This window comes from Sphingobacterium paucimobilis HER1398, from assembly GCF_000416985.1.
In the GTDB taxonomy this organism is placed as follows: Bacteria; Bacteroidota; Bacteroidia; order Sphingobacteriales; family Sphingobacteriaceae; genus Sphingobacterium; species Sphingobacterium paucimobilis.
This window is the reverse complement of sequence record NZ_ATDL01000014.1, coordinates 127,675-148,365: the sequence shown is the minus strand read 5'-3', so window position 1 is coordinate 148,365 and position 20,691 is coordinate 127,675. Positions and strand designations below refer to the sequence as shown.

Annotated in this window: 17 protein-coding genes; 9 read left to right on the top strand and 8 right to left on the bottom strand. The window is 40.7% G+C overall.

Annotated elements, in window-relative coordinates:
- Positions 1-32: 32 nt before the first annotated feature.
- Positions 33-842, top strand: a complete 810-nt coding sequence (gene murI / locus M472_RS31905; RefSeq protein WP_021069961.1) for a glutamate racemase — start codon at positions 33-35, stop codon at positions 840-842.
- Positions 843-881: 39 nt separating this feature from the next.
- On the opposite strand, the gene M472_RS31900 is transcribed toward murI, so the two are convergent.
- Entirely contained in the window at positions 882-1,298 is a 417-nt protein-coding gene (locus M472_RS31900; RefSeq protein ID WP_021069960.1) for a SufE family protein, read from the bottom strand.
- Between the two features lie 49 nt (positions 1,299-1,347).
- Positions 1,348-2,571: a cysteine desulfurase gene (locus tag M472_RS31895; RefSeq protein WP_021069959.1), complete on the bottom strand. Its 1,224-nt coding sequence runs from the start codon at positions 2,569-2,571 to the stop codon at positions 1,348-1,350.
- A 597-nt stretch (positions 2,572-3,168) separates the two neighbouring features.
- On the opposite strand from M472_RS31895, the gene M472_RS31890 reads away from it, so the two are divergent.
- Positions 3,169-4,164, top strand: a complete 996-nt coding sequence (locus M472_RS31890) for an acyl-ACP desaturase (protein ID WP_021069958.1) — start codon at positions 3,169-3,171, stop codon at positions 4,162-4,164.
- A 55-nt stretch (positions 4,165-4,219) separates the two neighbouring features.
- On the opposite strand, the gene M472_RS31885 is transcribed toward M472_RS31890, so the two are convergent.
- The 6 genes from M472_RS31885 to M472_RS31860 form a co-directional block, all read right to left on the bottom strand.
- Positions 4,220-4,861 (bottom strand): hypothetical protein, encoded by a 642-nt coding sequence (locus M472_RS31885; RefSeq protein ID WP_144062692.1) that lies wholly within the window; start codon positions 4,859-4,861, stop codon positions 4,220-4,222.
- Positions 4,862-5,090: 229 nt separating this feature from the next.
- A complete protein-coding gene (locus M472_RS31880; protein ID WP_021069956.1) occupies positions 5,091-5,480 on the bottom strand; it encodes a hypothetical protein in 390 nt (129 codons plus the stop codon).
- Positions 5,480-6,229, bottom strand: a complete 750-nt coding sequence (locus M472_RS31875) for a hypothetical protein (RefSeq protein WP_021069955.1) — start codon at positions 6,227-6,229, stop codon at positions 5,480-5,482. Before M472_RS31875 ends, M472_RS31880 begins: the two co-directional genes overlap by 1 nt.
- Positions 6,230-6,239: 10 nt before the next feature.
- Entirely contained in the window at positions 6,240-6,893 is a 654-nt protein-coding gene (locus M472_RS31870) for a hypothetical protein (RefSeq protein WP_021069954.1), read from the bottom strand.
- Between the two features lie 12 nt (positions 6,894-6,905).
- A complete protein-coding gene (locus tag M472_RS31865; protein WP_021069953.1) occupies positions 6,906-7,598 on the bottom strand; it encodes a hypothetical protein in 693 nt (230 codons plus the stop codon).
- Positions 7,599-7,750: 152 nt separating this feature from the next.
- Positions 7,751-9,496 carry a HEPN domain-containing protein gene (locus tag M472_RS31860; RefSeq protein ID WP_021069951.1) on the bottom strand — a complete coding sequence of 582 codons (1,746 nt, stop codon included), beginning with the start codon at positions 9,494-9,496 and terminating at the stop codon, positions 7,751-7,753.
- A 245-nt stretch (positions 9,497-9,741) separates the two neighbouring features.
- Between M472_RS31860 and M472_RS44485 the strand changes: the two genes are divergently transcribed.
- The 7 genes from M472_RS44485 (at position 9,742) to M472_RS44480 (ending at position 20,686) form a co-directional block, all read left to right on the top strand.
- The gene (locus M472_RS44485; RefSeq protein WP_021069950.1) at positions 9,742-10,128 is read left to right on the top strand and encodes a hypothetical protein; all 387 of its coding nucleotides are present in this window, start codon (positions 9,742-9,744) and stop codon (positions 10,126-10,128) included.
- Positions 10,129-10,536: 408 nt separating this feature from the next.
- Complete coding sequence (locus tag M472_RS31850) at positions 10,537-11,280, top strand: hypothetical protein (RefSeq protein WP_021069949.1); 744 nt, start codon at positions 10,537-10,539, stop codon at positions 11,278-11,280.
- A 140-nt stretch (positions 11,281-11,420) separates the two neighbouring features.
- Positions 11,421-12,053, top strand: a complete 633-nt coding sequence (locus M472_RS31845) for an RNA polymerase sigma factor (RefSeq protein ID WP_021069948.1) — start codon at positions 11,421-11,423, stop codon at positions 12,051-12,053.
- A gap of 70 nt (positions 12,054-12,123) precedes the next feature.
- Positions 12,124-13,185, top strand: a complete 1,062-nt coding sequence (locus M472_RS31840; protein ID WP_021069947.1) for a FecR family protein — start codon at positions 12,124-12,126, stop codon at positions 13,183-13,185.
- 3 nt (positions 13,186-13,188) lie between these two features.
- Positions 13,189-16,830, top strand: a complete 3,642-nt coding sequence (locus M472_RS31835) for a SusC/RagA family TonB-linked outer membrane protein (RefSeq protein ID WP_051146119.1) — start codon at positions 13,189-13,191, stop codon at positions 16,828-16,830.
- Complete coding sequence (locus M472_RS31830; protein WP_021069945.1) at positions 16,830-18,302, top strand: RagB/SusD family nutrient uptake outer membrane protein; 1,473 nt, start codon at positions 16,830-16,832, stop codon at positions 18,300-18,302. Before M472_RS31835 ends, M472_RS31830 begins: the two co-directional genes overlap by 1 nt.
- Positions 18,303-18,340: 38 nt before the next feature.
- A complete protein-coding gene (locus tag M472_RS44480) occupies positions 18,341-20,686 on the top strand; it encodes a substrate import-associated zinc metallohydrolase lipoprotein (protein ID WP_021069944.1) in 2,346 nt (781 codons plus the stop codon).
- Positions 20,687-20,691: the final 5 nt, after the last annotated feature.

Below are 20,691 nucleotides of genomic sequence, written 5' to 3'. Positions count from 1 at the left end.
GGACAAATCTCCTTATTTTTTGAAAACATATCATGAGCGGACCTATTGGGATTTTTGATTCGGGCTACGGTGGACTAACAGTATTTAAAGAAATACAAAAACGACTACCTCAATATGATTACATATATCTGGGAGACAACGCTCGCGTACCTTATGGGACGCGTTCCTTCGATACGGTCTACGAGTTCACCAAAGAATGCGTATTCAAACTATTCGATCTGGGTTGTAATTTAGTCATATTGGCTTGTAATACTGCATCAGCCAAAGCCCTTCGTACCATACAACAGCGAGATTTACCTCCCGGCAAAAAAGTACTGGGAGTCATCAGGCCGACCACCGAAGCAGTTGATCAATATACCAAGACCAACAGAGTTGGCATACTGGCCACACAAGGTACAGTCCTATCGGAATCCTATAAAATAGAAATACAGAAGTTCCATCCCGACATAGAAGTTTTCCAGCACGCTTGCCCATTTTGGGTACCTTTGGTAGAAAACAACGAAATCCATAGCGAGGGAGCACACTATTTTATACAGAAAGACATCGAATCTATATTATCCCAATCCAACAATATCGATACCCTCGTTTTGGCCTGCACCCACTACCCCCTGTTATTGCCTATTATTGAACAATATGTACCCCAAGGTATAACTATCTTATCACAGGGCGAGCTAGTAGCAAAAAGTTTAGAAAACTATCTACAGAGACATCCCGAGATAGAAGAGATATGTAGTAAAAGAAAACAGTTGAACTTCTACACAACAGACAGTGCTGAAGATTTCGAAGAGAAAGCAACCATATTTTTCGGAAAACCTATCACTGCAGAACACATTAAAGTATAAAAAAGCCCTAGAAATATTTCTAGGGCTTTTTTATACTTTCTATTTATTCTGTAATGCCAAAGCGTAAAGCTTCATTTGTTTGACCATAGACAACAACCCATTTGCACGCGTCGGTGACAAATGATCTTTCAAGCCTATCTGATCAATAAAATATAAATCCGTATCCAAGATTTCCTTTGGACTGTGCCCAGACAGCACCTTCACCATCAGACTCACCAGTCCCTTTGTAATGATCGCATCACTATCCGCAGAAAAATACAACTTACCATCTTTCAGCTCCGGATACAACCACACCTTGGACTGACATCCCTTTATGATATATTGCTCCTGTTTATATTGCTCCTCTATTAAGGGCAACTCTTTTCCCAGTTGAATGATATATTCATATTTCTCCATCCAATCCGAATAGAAAGCAAAATCTTCTACCAATTCGTCCTGTACTTCGTTTATCGTCATCTTAATTCTCGAATTTACCTTTTTACAACTTCACCTTTTTACCTATCCCTTAGCGCAACATATTCAATGCACGCTCCAGACCAGCAATAAAAGCATCCACATCTTCTTTCGTATTGTACATCGCCAGACTCGCGCGTACTGTACCCGGTATCTCAAACTGATCCATGATCGGTTGAGCACAGTGGTGTCCCGTACGCACCGCTATACCTTGCTTGTCAAGGATAACACCGATATCATAAGGATGCACACCATCCACTACAAAAGATAATACCGAAGACTTTTTATCAGCTGTTCCGACGATACGCACCCCTTCTATCTCGCCCAACTTCGCTGTCGCATACGCCAACAATTCATCCTCATAAGCCTTGATATTGTCAATACCGATTTCATTGATATAATCAATAGCAGCTGCTAGACATATTCCCGCCTCAATATTAGGCGTGCCAGCCTCGAATTTAAATGGCAATTCATTATAAGTGGTCTTCTCAAAAGAAACATCCTTGATCATATCCCCACCACCCTGATAAGGAGGCATCGCATTCAACCACTTCGCCTTACCATACAGCACCCCCACTCCCGTAGGAGCATACATCTTGTGCCCCGAGAACACCAAGAAATCAACATCCAGTTTCTGAACATCCACCGCAATATGCTGTACCGCTTGTGCAGCATCCAACAATACCGGGACATCATGTTTATGAGCTACAGAAATAATTTCCTCGACAGGATTAATAGTACCCAGCGCATTAGAAACATAAGTCACAGATACAATTTTAGTCCTATCCGAAAACAATTTCGCATAAGCCTCCATATCCAACATACCCCGCTCATCCATAGGAATCACCTTCAGCACACAGCCCTTCTCATCACACAACATCTGCCAAGGCACAATATTCGAATGGTGCTCCATTGCCGAGATAATGATTTCATCACCCTCACCGATAAAAGCCTTACCGTAACATTGCGCTACAAGGTTAATACTATCTGTTGTGCCTTTCGTAATGATTACCTCCACCTCTTCCGCAGCATTAATAAAGTCTTTCACCTTACGGCGAGTCACTTCAAATGCATCCGTAGAGATTTGACTGAGATAATGCACCCCACGATGCACATTGGAGTTCATATCCGAATAATAATGGATAATAGCATCGATGACCGATTGCGGTTTTTGCGTAGTAGCACCGTTGTCCAGATACACTAAAGGCTTACCATTCACCTCTCGTTTCAACAATGGAAAATCAGCACGTACTTTATGGATATCAAATGTTTTCAAGACGTTTCTAAGTAATTTTGAGGTACAAAGTTACTATATATATCACCAAATAGTATCAAGATAGTGTATTCTTTTTGGTTTTATGTTATGCTATAAGGTCGCTTACTCAAAATTTTACACCTTGTTCGCAGCTTCTTTCACTTTGAAAAATGTCACCTTGTCGGGTTGCCAATTGTAGTAATGGTGACCCGTTGTGGCAAGCTGGCACAGTGACATTTTTCTAATACGAAAGTAATTGCCAACAACTATTGTAAAGAATACAAAAAACGGCCTTAGCTTATTTGGTAGTGAAAGTAGGCATAGTGTACGCTGATCCTTACATATTGCACTATCTCCAGCAGATCCCTTGTCTTTAGCGGGGGGGAGCGAAGGAGACCTTGGAGCTGCACTTACACTATGGCGTCACTGGAACAACAAATAAGGTACAGCCTTGACTTTTGGGTTACTTTTGTGTCAAGACAAAAGTAACATGCCTTGCGCCGGCATAGAGGCGCAAAAAAACCTTCATTAAAAATCATCTATACACCAATATTTAAATCAAGCTTTTTTCCTCCACATTCGTGAATGCTAAGCATTTTAATTAATTTTGTATTAACTATGCAAGAAAAACCCTTAAATATACCCGAAGGATCCCGTAAAGAAGTAATGACTTACCTAGAGCCCTTCATGCTCAATGAAATGAGCGAGTATCTTAAGCCCGTAGAGCAAATGTGGCAACCCGCAGATTTTCTGCCTGATGCTTCCCGCAGTACGTTCTTTGAAGAGGTTCGGGATTTGCAAGAAAGTTCTCGAGAACTCCCCTATGACCTAGTAGCCGTTTTAATCGGCGATACAGTCACCGAGGAAGCTCTTCCCACTTACGAGTCTTGGCTGACCATGGTAGAGGACGTAGAGAAAAACGAACAAGGTGGCTGGATGAAATGGGTACGTGCATGGACAGCAGAAGAAAACAGACATGGAGACTTGTTAAACAAATACCTCTACCTATCCGGCAGGGTCAACATGCGCGAGTTCGAGATGAGCACCCAATATCTTATCGCTGACGGCTTCGATATAGGTACAGGTGCAGATCCCTACCGCAACTTTATATACACCTCTTTTCAGGAGCTGGCAACCAACGTATCACACCGTCGCGTAGCAGGTATCTCCAAAAAAAGCGGCGACAAATTATTGGCTAAAATGTGCGGCGTTATTGCGGCCGATGAAGCCAGACACGCCAAAGCCTATATGTCTTTTATTTCCAAAGCACTGACTGTTGACGCCAGCGAGGTCATGCTGGCCTTTGAGGATATGATGCGCAAGAAAATCGTGATGCCTGCCCATTTCTTAAGAGAATCAGGCGGCCCACAAGGAGAAGCCTTCGCACACTTTTCCGATGCCGCACAGCGAATGGAAGTATATACAGCATTAGACTATATCGACATCCTAAAAGAATTGCTTAGCGAGTGGAAAATCGACCAAGTATCAGGATTAAATGAGCAGGGCGAAAAAGCACGAGACTATTTGATGAAACTTCCCGATCGTTTGGCCAGATTGGCCGACCGCATCAAAATCCCCGAACTACAGTACAAGTTCAAGTGGATATATGGATAAAATAAACGCCCTGTCATCTCGAATGCCAGGGCGTTTATTTCACAAAACCATTCCATCAATAAAACCAGCGATCGAGCAGGTCCCAAAAAAACTTTTCATCACTACCATATTGCTGTAACACACGCTTCCAAGTTTCTTTACTGAACTGTATCTCATTTCCAAAACTATCTTTATACAGCCATCGGTCAAAGATATCCTTTTCAAGCGAAGCTGTATTCCTACCTTCCGTATATTCCAATCCACCCCTCAAGTTCCTTTTAAATACCGACTTCCTCCCACTCGACTGCTCCTGAATATTGGTATTACCGAATATATCCTTACCCTCTTCTAATTTATAGCCCTTATTATCCTCAATTATTGTCTTGTCAAAGATATCTATCTTGAAAGTAGCCTTATACTCCGAGCTCCGTTTATTCTCCCGCACCAACCTTCTCAGCATATGGGCCTGTGCCTCCTTATCCCCCCTTAAGCCAGGCTCCATTTTATCAAGATACTTCTTTTCGTAGTGCAACTTGTTATTTCTACTGTCCGTAAAAACCAGATCATCAAAAATATTTTTCTCTAAACTGGCTTTATACTTTCCATCAATAGATTTAAATTGCAGATTACCAAATATATCAGTGTCCACCGTACCTCGCTGGGCAAATAGCAGACTGGAAGACAATACCAGTGCTAGGACAATTATAAGTTTCTTCATACCCATAAGGTTCTTTATAAAGGTAGACTAGTTAACACGCGATTGGTTTATTCAGCAGTTTATTTATTCGCTACAAAACGGGAAACCTTTTTTTATTGCTCAAATAAAAAGCAATTTAAGTATGGCATTGCTTTTTATTTGAGCATAATTTTATATTAAGACCCCTATTTCGTGTAAATGTAATTTCCGTAGGAAACAGTCTATGGAACAGGGATAACAAATAATACAACTACTCTTCAGTTATTAGCTCACCATCTTCTGTATCACTATCATCCTTCATAATTTCGTGAATACGATTTTCCAATACAGCTTTATGCCAATCATCCAGCAGCGCCCGAGTATTGTTTAATGCATCCGATTTATCTTTCTGCATTACAGCAGCCCACTTTTCTCCAAACTCCCCATATTTCATCAATATATCCTCAGATTTGGTAAGTGCAATTAGGTATTCCATCATAAAGAGGTTTGCCCAACGATAGGGATCTAGGGGATAACATAGGTACTTTGCAATATCCACATTATTGACAAACTCCTGAAGCACTTCAGAAGCTGTAAAACCAAAAATATCACAAAACTGTGTAAACTCTTTTGTTAATTCTATCTTGTTTAAAGTTTCCATTAATATTTATTGTTTAATAAGTAATCGTCTAACCAATCTTCATATGCAGCTATTCGGTGTTCAATCTTTCTATTGAAAAAGAACCTTTTATCTAATTCCTGAATGTCCATAATAAATTCCTTTGCCCATGCAGTGGATCTATACTCTTCATCAACAATATCTCCATATCCATCATAAACTCTTATATATAATGCAATAACTGGATTATATACTCCTTTATCTAAATGCATTCGGGCTAAATGATCTGGCAATGTAACACAACGCATCACTCTGTTTAGGAACTCTGCAACAGATACACCTGAAAAAATCGAATTAACCAAAATATCTTTATTCAAGTTTATTTTAGTCTCCTCATCCATATAGATCACGGTTTTCACGTTCTTGTTTTTTGATAGAATATCGAACATACTATTAGTCAGCACTCTACCTCGGTTTCGCCGCTGACCATAGCTATAGCTTCGATTTATAGAAACCTTTATAATGCGCTGCATTAGTTTTTGCAGATGCCCAATTTGTGCTTTTTCCAATTTAGGGTTATCATGCTGCACGCCTTTTCCTTTACCCTCCATAACATACGGGAACGATTTGGTTGCCAAGTCATACGGAGAATTATCGTGAAAAAAATTATCCACAAACGAATAGTGATTGACAAAAAGTTGTATAAAGTCTGGCACTGTAATTCCGAAAAGTTCACATGCCAATCGAAAAGATTCAGGCACTTCAATAACACTGGTATTTACTTCTTTCATCGCTTTAATATTAAGAATCTGATTTATGCTGCTGAAAACGGTAACCAAAACTTCGCTGTCTCGTTCGCTTAAGAGGAGCTTTCCCCTTTCTTCCCCAGTAGTTGTCTAACACCAGTTTTAATGACATTGGCCGAATACTACGTTCTAACCATAATTGAATTCTATTGTACAATTCTAGAGGTGTTCTCAGTCTTTTGAAGTAGTCTGCATCGATAAGATCTTGTATTGCAACTTCAATCAAGATTCGCTCTTCAATAAATTTTTCCTGGCTTTCATCGTATTTTATATGATCTATTAAATGAAAGAAAACAATAGATTCGACCTCGTTAAGATAATATCCCATACGATAACACGTCCCAAAAGTCTCCTTCCAAATACGTTGTTCAAATTGATAGCGCTGTTCATCATCATATTCTCCAATAACCAGATTTCCTTCACGAAAAATATTATTTAATGCCACCAATAATTCCAAATCATTAGTAGAGCGCTTCAAGCGTTGAAGTTCATCTACAAACCCATCATCTTGTCCTAGAAGAAAAGAAAGCTCCTTTGCTGAATACCCCTTAGCTATTCTATTCACTATCAACAAATAAACAGAGCTAGCATATGCCATCGTGAATGTTTTTTTCACCACGTCATTCCCTATGTTGAATAATCCCTCCATATTTTTTCTCCTTTAAGCCTCAAAAAACACATACCGTTGATTCATATTCCGCACATACACTTTTCCAGCCTTAATCAGATTATACAAACCGTTTTTCAGGTGCCTCGGATATATCTTGAAGTTATGTCGTCCTGTAAACTCCACTTCTCGAAACAACTCCATCGCCATCTTTCCGTCCTTTAGACCTCTGTTATCGAGAAATCTATTCAGCTTATTACGAATATCGATGGTCGCATCCGAAACCATTTCTAGACTTTCTTCTAAAAACCATTCCTTAAATCTTAGCTCGGGCAGCCTATACTTCTTACACTTTGATACGCCATCCTCCTTGTACCGCTCTTCACGCAAAAAAGTCCAAGGAACAATAAGCTCAAATTCCCGATAAAACTCTCCCTCCTCAATATTAACCCGAATTAGACGCTCCTCATTCGTTTCATAAGACTTCCTTGAAGGCATAATAGGCTCTACAGTAGAGTCCTGATAAATCCGATCCAGCATAATACGTTCATTTTGTAAAAACTTTCCAACAACATGCATCAGCTCAAAATCATTATAGTAAAAAGGAGCCTTCCCCAATAAGAAGGATAATTCTTCAGAAGACCATCCCTTTGCTATGCGTCGCTTCAGATAAGTGTACCAATACACAAAGTCAGATGAATACATCACGCCAGCGTAGCTGTTACGGCCTATTGCTATCTTTTCCATAATTTATAGTTTTGATTAGTCAAACAACCCTCTCCTCGCCAATTGAATAAAAAAAAGGTTCAGAAGCTTTCCGCTTAGACAAAGCGGTGGCTGCAGATGCCTCTGTGGCATCCGTCTTTACTGTATCTTTCATATAGTTTTTCGTTTAGTTTTTAAATAGTTGCCGATTCAGCTATCGGCTCTACAATACGGGATTGCATAGATTGAACGGACTCCTTGCACAGATGCAAAAAAAACTCCACCAATCTTTCTGCCCTCTTTCGAACAACTTGCTTAGACTCCGAACTAAAATTCTTTGCCTCCCCCATCCAACAAACCCGTTCGGACTCCATGGCGAGAACAAGAACCTTCTTTTCCACTTCATTCCACTCGAAAAAGAAATCAATAACCTGTGTATCCGCAATAGCACACCAATCCATTAACCTGTGCAGACTGACACCTTCTGGAATAAATCCTACTACACATCTCAGATATGTCTTAACTCCCATATCGATCAACTGATGCAATAGAAGCAAACTCGTATCATCCATCAAAACCGGAGAATCCTTTATCAAACTCAACATGTTTTTCATAGAAGCCTCAGCGTTACACACGAGCGTATCCATTCTGACTGCCTTCTCCTTCCAATCGATCTCAACAGGAACCAAAGGCGTATCAAACGTAGCCTTCTTCCGCAACAGCCAACCATTCTTCCATACCGCATTCACAAATCGTCCGCCCTCTTTAAGACTTCTTTCGACATAAGAAACGTTCAAAAAAACCATAGTCACGCAAACTACACCTCGTCGTACCTCGCGATAACGAAATGGCCCTCTGTTCTTCATCAACACGACCAAATGCATCTCAAGCTCTTCCATAGGCTTAGACGCCTTTTCTTGAAAAGGATTTCCTTTGGTCAACCCTCCGGTTCTATAATTGACCAACAGAATTTGTTCGGGTCTGTGCTTCGAATAAATATCATCCAATAACGCTTTAGCATCATCTTTATATCGTTGAGGCCAAGGAAAATCCGAAAAATCCTCAACAACAACCTGATGCGACTTATTCGAATTCTCTTTCTGCTCCACAACTTGGACAGCAGACCTCTTCTCCTCCTTCGGCTTATCCGTGGGCAACTGAGCGCGGTAAGTTGCCACCTCTGCTATCATACGGTTCACCATCGCATCAAGTAGCTCCGCCAGAAAGACACTTTGCGTTCTTACAAATTCATATTGTTCGGCCGACACCTCCATAGAACCTCCCTTCACACAAGACTTATAAGCCGTATCCAGCAACCTATACAATTCCACGTCAGCAACGTCATAAGCAAATATCGACAAAAGTGACGGAGCAGCACTTCTGACTTTCTTGATAATATACTCGAGGTTATGCGTCTTCCCAAACTGTCCCCCCATTAGCCCATAAAAAGCACGAATCTTTACTTCTAAATACTGATGTAGCATAAAGACTCCTTGGTCATACTTCTCTTTCAATGCAAATTCGCTACTCGCACTTAAGTATTCCTTCGCATAACCTAAAGCCTTCTCATATTCCTTTTGGTTCACCTCCGCCATAGAATTGATAATTTTCTTATTTAATAACAGATCGATCTCCTTAGGTCGGGAATAGTAGATACGATGTATAGGCAGAGAGGCATAACTATGGTACAACGATCCTTTGCGTAACTGATTCAGCCACTCCCCCTCAATAATAATATGAAAGGGGATTTCGGGCATATCTACCATACACAACCTGACTATAGGCGCCATAGTAGTAGGTGAAACACCTTTTACAGCACTAACCACCAGCATGAGATGTTCAACCCACGTATCTCCAAGCCAGTCTTCATACAAGAAAACGCCCCGTAGCTCCAATTTTGAAGACAATCGTTCGATTAATAAGTCTTTGTTTAGTTCCATAATCAATTAGTTTATATTAATATTATCACCTATCGCGCAAATCTGCGGCAGGAATAGTTCATAATCGGGTATCTTTCATTGATTTAAAACAGGAACAAAACATCTTTTTTATGCACAAAACATGGACAACACACCTATAGCAGTTATCGCGTTTTTTATTAGTTTTGTGTAGTGTTAAACTGTCTTAATCAACAAAACAAAGATAGACTAATATTTTAGATAAAAACAAATAAATATCAAATATTTTGGATACAGCCAGAAAAAGAATCATAGATTTTATTGAAAATCAATCCATTAGACCAAAAGATTTTTTATTAAAAACAGGCCTAGCAAAAGGTTTTGTAGACCGTTCGCATCAAAAATCTGGAATATCAGATATAAATTTATCCAAAATACTAGAAAGCTATCCAGAATTAAATGCAGAGTGGCTAGTGACTGGAAAAGGCAGCATGTTAAAACCCAACAAAACAGATGTCTTAAAAGCCCCACTAGTCTCCCATGAATTAGAACCAAATACAATGATTAGTTTATTACAAAAGCAACTAGTACTACTAGAAGAGACAAAAGAACTTCAATCCGAAAAAATCGTACGGTTAGAAAAAGAGTTAGCTGATGCCAAGAGAGGAATATAAAAAGCTAAAACGAGATCCAATATCCACCATTCTATTCAACAAAACATCGTATATTCACCAAAGTGGTCTTATCCGCTAATCATCCACGGATAAAGCACAGCATATGCCATTCAAAAGGCCGTTCTCTCCGTGTTGAGTCCGTGTTCTCTCCGAGTTGACAGCGTGTCTCAGTCAGTAGCAAATCACTAGCACCTAAAAGACACTTCGGACACAGTTACTCTCTTAACCGAATCTAAGTACTATCTATACTATAGCTACAGTACTTGGACATAGTATCCAATTGCCAATTTCATAATCGTAAAGCACCACCAATTTCAAATTTCACAACAGCCAATACATCACGTTTTCCAATTCCGAAAAAGTTACAAAATATTGTTTTTCAAACATTTAAATAGCTATCTTTAGATTATGGCGATTATAGAGAATGGATATCTGAGAGGCCAGATCGGGAATCTGGTCAATCGAAAAGTAGGCAACAAAAATGTTGTACAGACCAAACCATCGGATAAGCTAAAGCAGACCCAATGGACACAAAACGCAGCAACCGATTTCGGAACCGCTAGTGCAGCAGGTGCAGTAATACGGCGAGCCTTCAGATCCCTACATCTGGATATGCACGATAGTGGAATGCACAATCGCTTACAGCAGCACATGCAGCGTGTGCTGCGCGGGTATGGAAAACGATACTCCGGAATGCTTAACGTCAGTGATGGTAACATTCAACGACTGGTTGACTTCCAATTTAATGAAAAATGCCATATCCATGATTACCTGTATTGTGATCCGCAAGTCACGTTCGAGTCTAACGGTACAACATCCATATCGTTACCTTCTCTCAACGCACAGCGCAATTTTCATATACCCAAAAACTGTAGCCATATCATTCTAAAAATAGAAACTGTAGGTTTTAATTTTGGTTTCAGGCACTTTGAAACAATCGGGAGCCACGAAATCGAATTGCCCATATACAGCCAACAAGGAGAAGGAATTGATCCCCAGACTCTCGTCCATGACGTAAACAACACCAAATACAATAGTATCGTAGTATCTCTGGCAATACTTTATATCACCAAATACGGAAACCATACCTCCCTATTAAATTCCAAAGACTTAAACCCCGTAGGTATTATAGCGACTTATAATCCATTATAATAACCAATAAAAATCCCACAAAAAACAATGACGGAAACTTGAAAACAAATTAACACTACACAAGAGTGCTCCATGAAAAAGACTGTTAAGAATAAATAGCGGTCAAAAGCGGTATACTTCAAAATTGAAAAAAATTTTTTATGTTTGGCCCCAAGCCTAATATACGAATACAGATGCCTGTTATACCGACGGAAGCTACGCATAAAGAGAAACAGTTGTTACTAAAAATAGCCGCTGGAGATGAGCCTGCGTTTAATGAGCTGTACAATAGATTCCGGCACAAGGTGTACACCCTAGCCCACTCCATACTCAAGGAAGACGCCGATGCAGAAGATGTTCTTGTATCCATTTTTGCCCGTTTTTGGGATGACCGTAATAAAGCCGTAGAAATAACAAACATTAATGCCTATCTCTACACCATGACCAAAAACATGGCGCTAAACATGTTGAAACAACAGAAAAACATAGAAAAGCACATCGTCAACTATGCTTCAACACAAGAATTACAATGTAATTATACAGAACACGCTATCGCATTTAAGGAAACCGAGAACTTCCTACTACAGATACTCAACACGTTACCGCCACAACAAAGAAGAATATTCGAACTGGCAAAGCTTGAAGGACATAGTAGAAAAGAAATAGCAGACCTGCTACATATCTCTGAGAACACCGTAAGAAACCACCTGTTGGCCGCCACCAATACCCTAAAAGACCAGTTCCTAAACAAGAAGCTCCACTTCCTTACCTTCCTAGTCTGGTACCTTTTTTAATTTTTTCGTCTTTGCACTAGTACAAATCTAAAATAGCATTGTCCTATTAATAAAGCCACATTATTAATACATGGACAATCCCAGAAAAGAAGAACTACTTAACAAACAAGTTGAACAACATATCAGCGACGAAGAACGTAGCGAATTAGACCGTATTCTTCAAACGGAATGGCTATTGGCCGATCCACAGCCCGACAAGAATTGGAAACACCTTTATCAGTCCTATATACGCCCAAGATCTATCCGCAAGATAAGTACTCGCTGGGTTGCGGCAGCAGCCATATTACTGATCGGAGGCTTTACCTATTTGGTCCTCAATTTACACGACAATCAAGAACATCTCCATCACTCCCAGCATTCACTCACCCATATCGTAGGTGGAAATGAAGCTGTAACATTATCCGTTAATGCAAAAAAGACAGGCAATCTATCCGATCAAAGCATCGAAGATATAATCAATACATTGCCTAAAGAACACAATACCGGTTCACTAAACCAGCTTAGCGTCAACACCCATAATTCAAACACCTATAACTTCACCTTACCTGATGGAAGTAAGATATGGCTCAATGCCAACAGTGAAGTCACTTTCCCCGAACACTTTAACAGTAACGAAAGAAGAATACTCATCAAGGGAGAAGTATACCTCGATGTCGTTAAAAACAATACGCCGTTCGTCGTAGTCGCTGAGGGAACCGAAACAAAAGTTCTTGGCACAACTTTCAATCTCAAGACCAACAACCTAAGAAAACAAGTTGACGCAACACTTTTCACAGGAAAAATACAGCTCACAACGGCCTCACAAGAACTGGACTTGTTCCCAGGTGAAGCAGCACGAGCATCGCTAACAGGGTTATCAAAATATACACCAAATCTAAAAAAAGTAATAGCATGGAAAAACAATCAATTCTATTTTGACAATGAGAACATCGCACAGATACTAAGCGAACTAAGTGAATGGTACCAAGTAAAATTCGAGATTCAGGACAACAGCCTGTCCCAAAGAAAATACAGTGGAGCCATAGACCGCAACCTGCCACTTAAAGAAGCACTGGATATTCTCAACTTCGGAACATCCTACACATTACATATCACTGATACAAATACTATAATCGTCACAAAGAAAAAATAAACAATGCCAATTAAACCTATTATTCCTACTCGATGGAGGGGTAGATTGTCCTTAAACAGACAACTAAAAGCCCTATGTACATTCCTGTTGCTCAGTCAGGCATCTTTTGCAAGTTATCAACAGATCAAGTTAAAGACCGATAACAGTACGGTACATAAAGTTATCGAAGAATTATCCAAACAAACGAAGTACAACTTTTTCTACGAAAAGGCCTTGATCGACCGTGTTGCCGTGTCGGATCTGAATATTTACTCTGACAACATCGAGGACGTTCTAAAAACCATATTATCCAAGACCGACTTGACCTACAAAATAGTAGGAAACACGATATCCATAGCCGAGAGCAATACGCCTAAGGCAACAAGTATATCCCACAAGCAAACGCCCATTACCGGAACGATAGAAAATGTAAACGCAAAAAAATTAGGCGGGGTCACCATCACGGTTATCGAAACCAACAAACAGACATCCAGTAGACAGGATGGCTCCTTCGTTATTGACGCTCAAGTAGGCAATACGTTGCTCATCACTTTCTTGGGATACCAAGTACAACGCATAAAAATAACAGCTGCACCCATAAAAATTGTATTACAGGAAGAAAATAATATAATAGAAGAAGTCGATGTAGTCTCCACAGGATATCAGACAATAAACAAAAAACTATTTACCGGATCAGCTGCTACGGTACAGATGAAAGATATCAAAATAGAGGGTACTACCGATGTAAGCCGTATGCTGGAAGGGCGGGTTGCAGGTGTATCCGTTCAGAATGTATCCGGGACATTTGGCTCTGCACCTAAATTGCGCGTACGCGGTGTCACTTCAATTACTGGAGACAACAAGCCTTTATGGGTCGTCGATGGTGTAGTTCTCGAAGATGTGGTCAATATCTCCAACGACCAACTTTCCAGTGGCGATGCCCTCACCTTGATAGGTTCTTCTGTAGCGGGCATCAACACCGAAGATATAGAAAGCCTAGAAATACTAAAAGATGCCTCGGCAACAGCAATGTATGGAGCCCGTGCCATGAACGGGGTTGTAGTCATAAACACAAAAAAAGGAAAAGTTGGAAAGCCACAGGTCAACTACTCGGGCAACTATTCCACTTACCTCAAACCAAGTTATGGTTCTTTCAATATCATGAACTCCGTCGACCAAATGTCAGTATACCTGGAAATGGAAAAAAAGGGGCTGTTGAACTTTTCGCAGAACTTAAGAGCACAGAACGGAGGAGTATTTGCAAAAATGTACCAACAGATAGACCTATACGACAACACTACAGGGGCATACGGGATGCCAAATACACCCGAAGCAAAAGAAAACTACTTAAGACGATATGCTCGAACGAATACCAATTGGTTTGACATCCTCTTCAATAACTCATTTATCCAAGAACATGCACTGTCCGTATCCTCAGGTACAGAGCACGTACAGCATTATTTCTCAGGTTCATTTTACAAAGACAACGGATGGACAATTGCAGATGATGTAAAACGATACACGGCAAACATCCGTACCGACTACAAATTCAATGATAAACTTTCAGCCAGTACCATAGTCACTGCATCATTACGCGACCAATTGGCTCCAGGTACCCAAGGCAGACTCAACAGCGCAGTGTTTGGCGAAGTATCTCGGGACTTTGACATCAACCCCTACAGCTATGCGCTCAACACGAGCAGAACATTGACAGCTTGGGACGAATATGGAGACTTAGAGTATTTCACTAAAAACTATGCTCCGTTCAATATCATCAACGAGCTCGCTGAAAACAAGATCAACATCAATGTAATGGATATCAAAGGGCAAGCCGAAGTAGGTTACAAATTTCTCGACAACCTGGAATATAAAGTCCTAGGCTCTTTCCGATACGTCAAAAACACACGCGAACACATGGCTACCGAATATTCAAACATGGCCAATGCCTATCGAGCAGATGGCAACGGAGACGGAATCATAGCGAACGGCAACGGATACCTCTACAATGATCCCGATACCCCAATACGTGACAATCTAAGTGTACTACCTGAAGGTGGATTCTACATCCGTAATGAAGATTTTCTCAAGTCATTCTATGGAAGGCATACACTGAGCTATAAAACGACTATCGATGATATACATCAGATTTCCGCATTCTTGGGACAGGAAATCCGTTACGCAGATAGACAAAACACCTATTTTAATGGCTATGGACTACAATACTATAAAGGCGGAACCGTCTTTACAGACTATCACATTATCAAACAAGCCAGCGAAAACAACTACAGCTATTTTGGAGTTGATTATTCCTACGATCGCTTCGTATCCATGTTCAGTAACATCAACTACGCTTATAACAACAAATATGTTATCAACCTGACGGGGCGTTACGACGGGTCGAATAAAATGGGGAAAAGCAAAACAGCACGTTACCTTCCTACATGGACCATCAGTGGAGCATGGAACATAGACGAAGAAGAGTTTATGCAACAGGTCACTCCTATATCTCAACTTAAATTGCGTGGTACCTACGGACTCACAGCAAGTATGGGAAATGCCATAAACACTGCCGTCATATATAACAACACGCTTACTAAGCGAGGCAATCTGACCAACAACGAAAACATGATCGACATTGCCAGCTTAGAGAACTCCGAGTTGACATGGGAAAGTCAATACGAAACAAATCTTGGATTGGATCTGGGATTGTTCAACAATCGTATCAATTTTAATATCGACATGTACAAGCGCAACAGCTTCAACCTGATCAATACCATCAAAGTACACGGTATAGGTGGACAGTCTACCAAAATAGCCAACTATGCCGATATGGACTCCAAGGGAATCGAGATGACATTGGGAGGCCGCGTCTATTCGAATACAAACTTTGCATACCGCACCAACTTTACCTTTGGTTACAATACCAATACCATCCGAAACCTCAAGAACACACCTCGTATATGGGATCTGGTACGCGCCGAAGGAGGAGCCATCGAAGGCGGTCCAGTAAGGGGACTCTATTCTGTGGTTTATCACTCCCTAGATCACCTTACGGGTATACCACAATTTATCAATCAAGCTGGACAGGTTAGCAATTACGTAAGTTTGCAATCTACCAACCTAGACCACCTCAACTATGAAGGATCAGTAGACCCATTGATTACCGGTGGGTTCAATAACACACTTACCTACAAAGGACTGTCTTTAAACATCTTCATCAGCTACCAGTTGCAAAACAAGATCAGATTGGATTCCAAATTCAAGGCGACTTATTCGGACCTTGATGCTATGCCCAACGAGTTCAAGGATCGCTGGATCATGCCAGGCGATGAACAGTATACCAATATACCATCTATCATAGATTGGCAGACCAATAAAGACTTGATATCAACTTTTCCATACAACTATTACAACTATTCGACAGTACGCGTTGTAGATGGCTCATTCGTACGTTTGAAAACCATCGCCTTGAATTATACGGTTCCAAAAAGCTTCGCACAGCGCATGAAGCTAAAAAGCGCCGCACTGGCATTCAATGCCAACAACATAGCACTACTCTATGCAGACAAAGCATTAAGAGGACAAGATCCCGAATTTTTCAATTCCGAAGGCGTAGCCTTACCCATGCCCAAACAATTTACATTCACGCTCAAATTAGGTTTATAATGAAAAGATATATATTTCCCTTACTTATTGTTGTATCCCTATCAGGCTGTGACAAATACCTTGACAAGGACCCTGATCTACGTACAGACATCTCTACAGCAGAGAAAATGTCCGAATTACTGACATCAGCTTATTCCAACGCCAACTATTTCAATATGGCGGAGAGTCGGACGGACAATGTCACATCCAATCCTGAAATAACGACCTACGTCAACACCAATACAACAGGATACTTCTGGAATGATCTGGATGACGAAAGCCAAGATGCACCAAATTATTTCTGGAACAATACCTACAAGGCAATAGCGGCAGCAAACCATGTACTCCGCGAAATTGAAAATGCGGCAAACCCACGTCAGTTCAATGCGCAAAAAGGAGAAGCATTACTCTGCCGAGCATACGGACATTTTATGTTGGCACAGTTTTTTGCTAAATTCTATGATCCAGAGACTGACAACAGCAGCCCAGGTATACCCTATGTGACCGAACCAGAAACAACGGTCAACAAAAAATATGAGCGACATACCGTTGATTATGTCTACCAAATGATAGAGAAAGACCTACTCGAAGGCCTTCCCTTAATCAATGATGACAGTTACAAAAAACCAAAGTTCCATTTTAACAGCAAAGCAGCGAATGCTTTTGCTTCGAGATTTTATCTCTACAAAAAGGAATATGACAAAGTCATACTACATGCCAATAGGGTCTTGCCTGAGACACAAGCCGAATCCCAGTTGAGAGACTTAAAAGGTATATATTATGGACTGGGCTCTACCGCATATGGGTATCAATACGTCAGTGCCACAGAAAATGCGAACCTATTGCTCACAGAAACAACTTCATGGTATGCACGTCAACTCAGTCAACAACACTATTCCATGACAGGTACCCTACGTGCAGACATCTATGACAAAGGTATTACACCTCGTCCCAATGCCTATAAAACTTGGATTGGCAGTACCTATATCCATTATGTACGCAAGTTTAACGAGATATGGATTACCAACAGTGTCAACTCGACCACTGGAGTGGGCTGGGCCATCGCTCCCCTATTCACTGCTGAAGAGGTTTTATTTAACAGAGCTGAAGCCTATGCCTACAACCAAAATGCCGAACAGGCTCTCAAGGACATCAACACTTTCGTAAAAGCCCGGGTCCTGGATGCGAACTATGGCGCACCATATATCATCAATGAAGATCTTATAAAATCCTACTATTATGGAAAAAACCAAGCTGAAACAATAACAGCCAATGAGCTACGTGACGGCATCGTCAAAACCTGTCTTCAGTTCAGGAGAATGGAATTCACTTCCGAAGGTATGCGCTGGTTTGATATCTTACGGCATAAACTTCCCGTAACCCATCAGACCCGCGAAGGCAACACCATTAAACTGAAGGAAGATGATGCAAAAAAAGTCATACAGCTTCCCGCATTGGCCATTTCCAGCGGATTGGATGCCAATCCCAGATAAGATAAATGATACACCAATAATTATTGAGACTTACACATATGAACAGAATCATATCTTTTATAATCATAGTCTTCACGCTCCTTTCTTTAAGCTGCAAGAAGGAAATCGTAGACGACAGTAAATTACGCTTCGGTACAGGACAACCCGGCAATGCCGAGATAGATGCATGGTTGCAAGAGCACTACTTGAAACCGTACAATATCGAAGTATTATACCGCTGGGATGCTTCCGAGCTGTCCACAACCAATACATTGGTACCACCGGAGGAAAAACACGTTATTCCAGTGATGGACATTATCCAGAAATCCTGGATTGATGTGTACAACGCCATGGGAGATCCCGAGTTTATCAAAAAACACTCCCCTAAACAATACCTGTTGGTAGGCAGCGCTGAATACAATTCCAGTGGCGGATTGACAACTGGTTTTGCAGAAGGTGGCACCAAAATAGCCATCTTTCGTATCAACTGGTTCAATATAGAAAACAGATCGTTGATCAAAAGAATGTTGAAAACCGTTCACCACGAATATTTACACATACTCAATCAAAAGAAAAACTATCAACCAGAGTTCGAACTGATATCCGCGCAAGAATATACATCGACCTTCGCACAGCTTTCAGCACAACAAGCAAATGATCTTGGCTTTGTATCCAGCTATGCTGCCAGCGCACCGGGCGAGGATATCGCCGAAATGGTATCTATAATGGTTACCGAAGGCCGTCAAGCCTACGAACAGATGCTCGCCAACATTTCAAACCCGACCGCTGTCAGTAAGTTAAGAGCCAAGGAGGCATTGATCGTAGATTACTATAAAACCTACTGGAACATAGACTTTGATAAGTTGATCGAGAAAACACAGGAGTCGATAAATGGAATAACCCCTTTAAACCTGCACGATTATATCGGAGAGCAATACCAATATATCAACCTAGATATCCATGACGAGTCCCTCTGGGGGCCAATGGGAATACAGGCAATCCGACAGGTAAGAGAGAGGATCAAGACCAAAGATGGGCGTCAATTTGATTATATACGGCTTTATTTTTCCTCTAACAAAGTGGATAAAACAGATGTGATGATTCGATTTACAGCTAAGAATCAACTATCATCTGCTACTGCGACTTATTATCTAAAGACGTCCTTCAACAAAGAAACAAACCGCATACGCTTTTCCAACCCAACAGAATCAGGCAGCAACGCTACTTTGGTTAGGAATGAGATGGATCCACTTTTGACCTACCTCACAAGCCAAGAATTCAAGCTCAATTTCAAAGAAGGACAAGAACCCAATACGCAGGGCGAATTAATTGGAGGTCTCCTTAGTGCCACCAATCCAGACGAGTATGCGTACGGTATGTTGAACGACATCAAAATGCACCGAGTATTTGGACATGCCTATCCGTATATCAACTTGAGTATCTACAATGAAGGTTTATGGTCAGGCAAAGCATTAGCCGTAGTGAAGGATTTGAAATCAAAGTTATACGCAGATGCTGGACAACGTAAATTCTCGTTTATACGATTGAATTTCAATCCCGAAACTCCCAATTCAACAGCCCTATTTACCAGGTTTTTGCTATACAACGAGCTTAATAAATATAATTTCACAACTCCTAATTCCTATCGCGCGCTCCAAACGATAAATCTCGAAACAGAATTTGACAGGACCAATAATATCTTAACTTTCAAACAGGTGACGACAGCACCGAATTCAGTATATGATATTATAAAACCAGGTCTTAACCAATTGACAGATTATCTGACCAGTCGCAAATTCCGCATTTCCTTTAACGAAGGCAGTACCGTCTATACCAAAGAAAACTCGATGGCAAGATTGACGAATATCGAAGACGCTAACGACTACATAGATTATCCAATCGAACCCATACCAATGCAGTATATGCTGGGAGAAGGATTCTACAAATTTCAGCTCAAAGATGGCGAGAGTGAATTCTTCGGAGCAGCAAAAACGGCTTTGGAACGTTCGAAAGCAGACTTCGAAACCAAAATAACCTGGGAAGGAAAAGGACGGTCATTAGATCATTATGTGCTCAATATCATTGACAATCCACAAGCTAAACGAGCAGAACTATTCATTCGCTTTACCCACATTGGTTCTGTTTCTTCAGCAACAGCTCAGGTCAACTTTACACTGGATTTTGACAAGACTAAAAATACCATCAAACTATCAAATCCTGTTGCGGTAGGTTCCACGGCAACAAACATATGGCCTGGTCTCGAACCTTTCTTGAATTACTTGAGCACAACAACGTTTAAGACGGAGTTTACAGGAAAAATCACAACGTATAATACCGATAAATACAAAGCCTCTTTGATCAATGTAAACAATGCAAGCGATTATTTCTCGGCAACCATTTATTAATTAAC

Bases quoted from the DNA above. Each gene is read 5' to 3' on its own strand.
- murI (WP_021069961.1), top strand. From the start codon at position 33: ATGAGCGGACCTATTGGGATTTTTGATTCGGGCTACGGTGGACTAACA.
- M472_RS31900 (WP_021069960.1), bottom strand. From the start codon at position 1,298: ATGACGATAAACGAAGTACAGGACGAATTGGTAGAAGATTTTGCTTTC.
- M472_RS31890 (WP_021069958.1), top strand. From the start codon at position 3,169: ATGCAAGAAAAACCCTTAAATATACCCGAAGGATCCCGTAAAGAAGTA.
- M472_RS31885 (WP_144062692.1), bottom strand. From the start codon at position 4,861: ATGAAGAAACTTATAATTGTCCTAGCACTGGTATTGTCTTCCAGTCTG.
- M472_RS31880 (WP_021069956.1), bottom strand. From the start codon at position 5,480: ATGGAAACTTTAAACAAGATAGAATTAACAAAAGAGTTTACACAGTTT.
- M472_RS31875 (WP_021069955.1), bottom strand. From the start codon at position 6,229: ATGAAAGAAGTAAATACCAGTGTTATTGAAGTGCCTGAATCTTTTCGA.
- M472_RS31870 (WP_021069954.1), bottom strand. From the start codon at position 6,893: ATGGAGGGATTATTCAACATAGGGAATGACGTGGTGAAAAAAACATTC.
- M472_RS31865 (WP_021069953.1), bottom strand. From the start codon at position 7,598: ATGGAAAAGATAGCAATAGGCCGTAACAGCTACGCTGGCGTGATGTAT.
- M472_RS31860 (WP_021069951.1), bottom strand. From the start codon at position 9,496: ATGGAACTAAACAAAGACTTATTAATCGAACGATTGTCTTCAAAATTG.
- M472_RS31850 (WP_021069949.1), top strand. From the start codon at position 10,537: ATGGCGATTATAGAGAATGGATATCTGAGAGGCCAGATCGGGAATCTG.
- M472_RS31845 (WP_021069948.1), top strand. From the start codon at position 11,421: ATGTTTGGCCCCAAGCCTAATATACGAATACAGATGCCTGTTATACCG.
- M472_RS31840 (WP_021069947.1), top strand. From the start codon at position 12,124: ATGGACAATCCCAGAAAAGAAGAACTACTTAACAAACAAGTTGAACAA.
- M472_RS31835 (WP_051146119.1), top strand. From the start codon at position 13,189: ATGCCAATTAAACCTATTATTCCTACTCGATGGAGGGGTAGATTGTCC.
- M472_RS31830 (WP_021069945.1), top strand. From the start codon at position 16,830: ATGAAAAGATATATATTTCCCTTACTTATTGTTGTATCCCTATCAGGC.
- M472_RS44480 (WP_021069944.1), top strand. From the start codon at position 18,341: ATGAACAGAATCATATCTTTTATAATCATAGTCTTCACGCTCCTTTCT.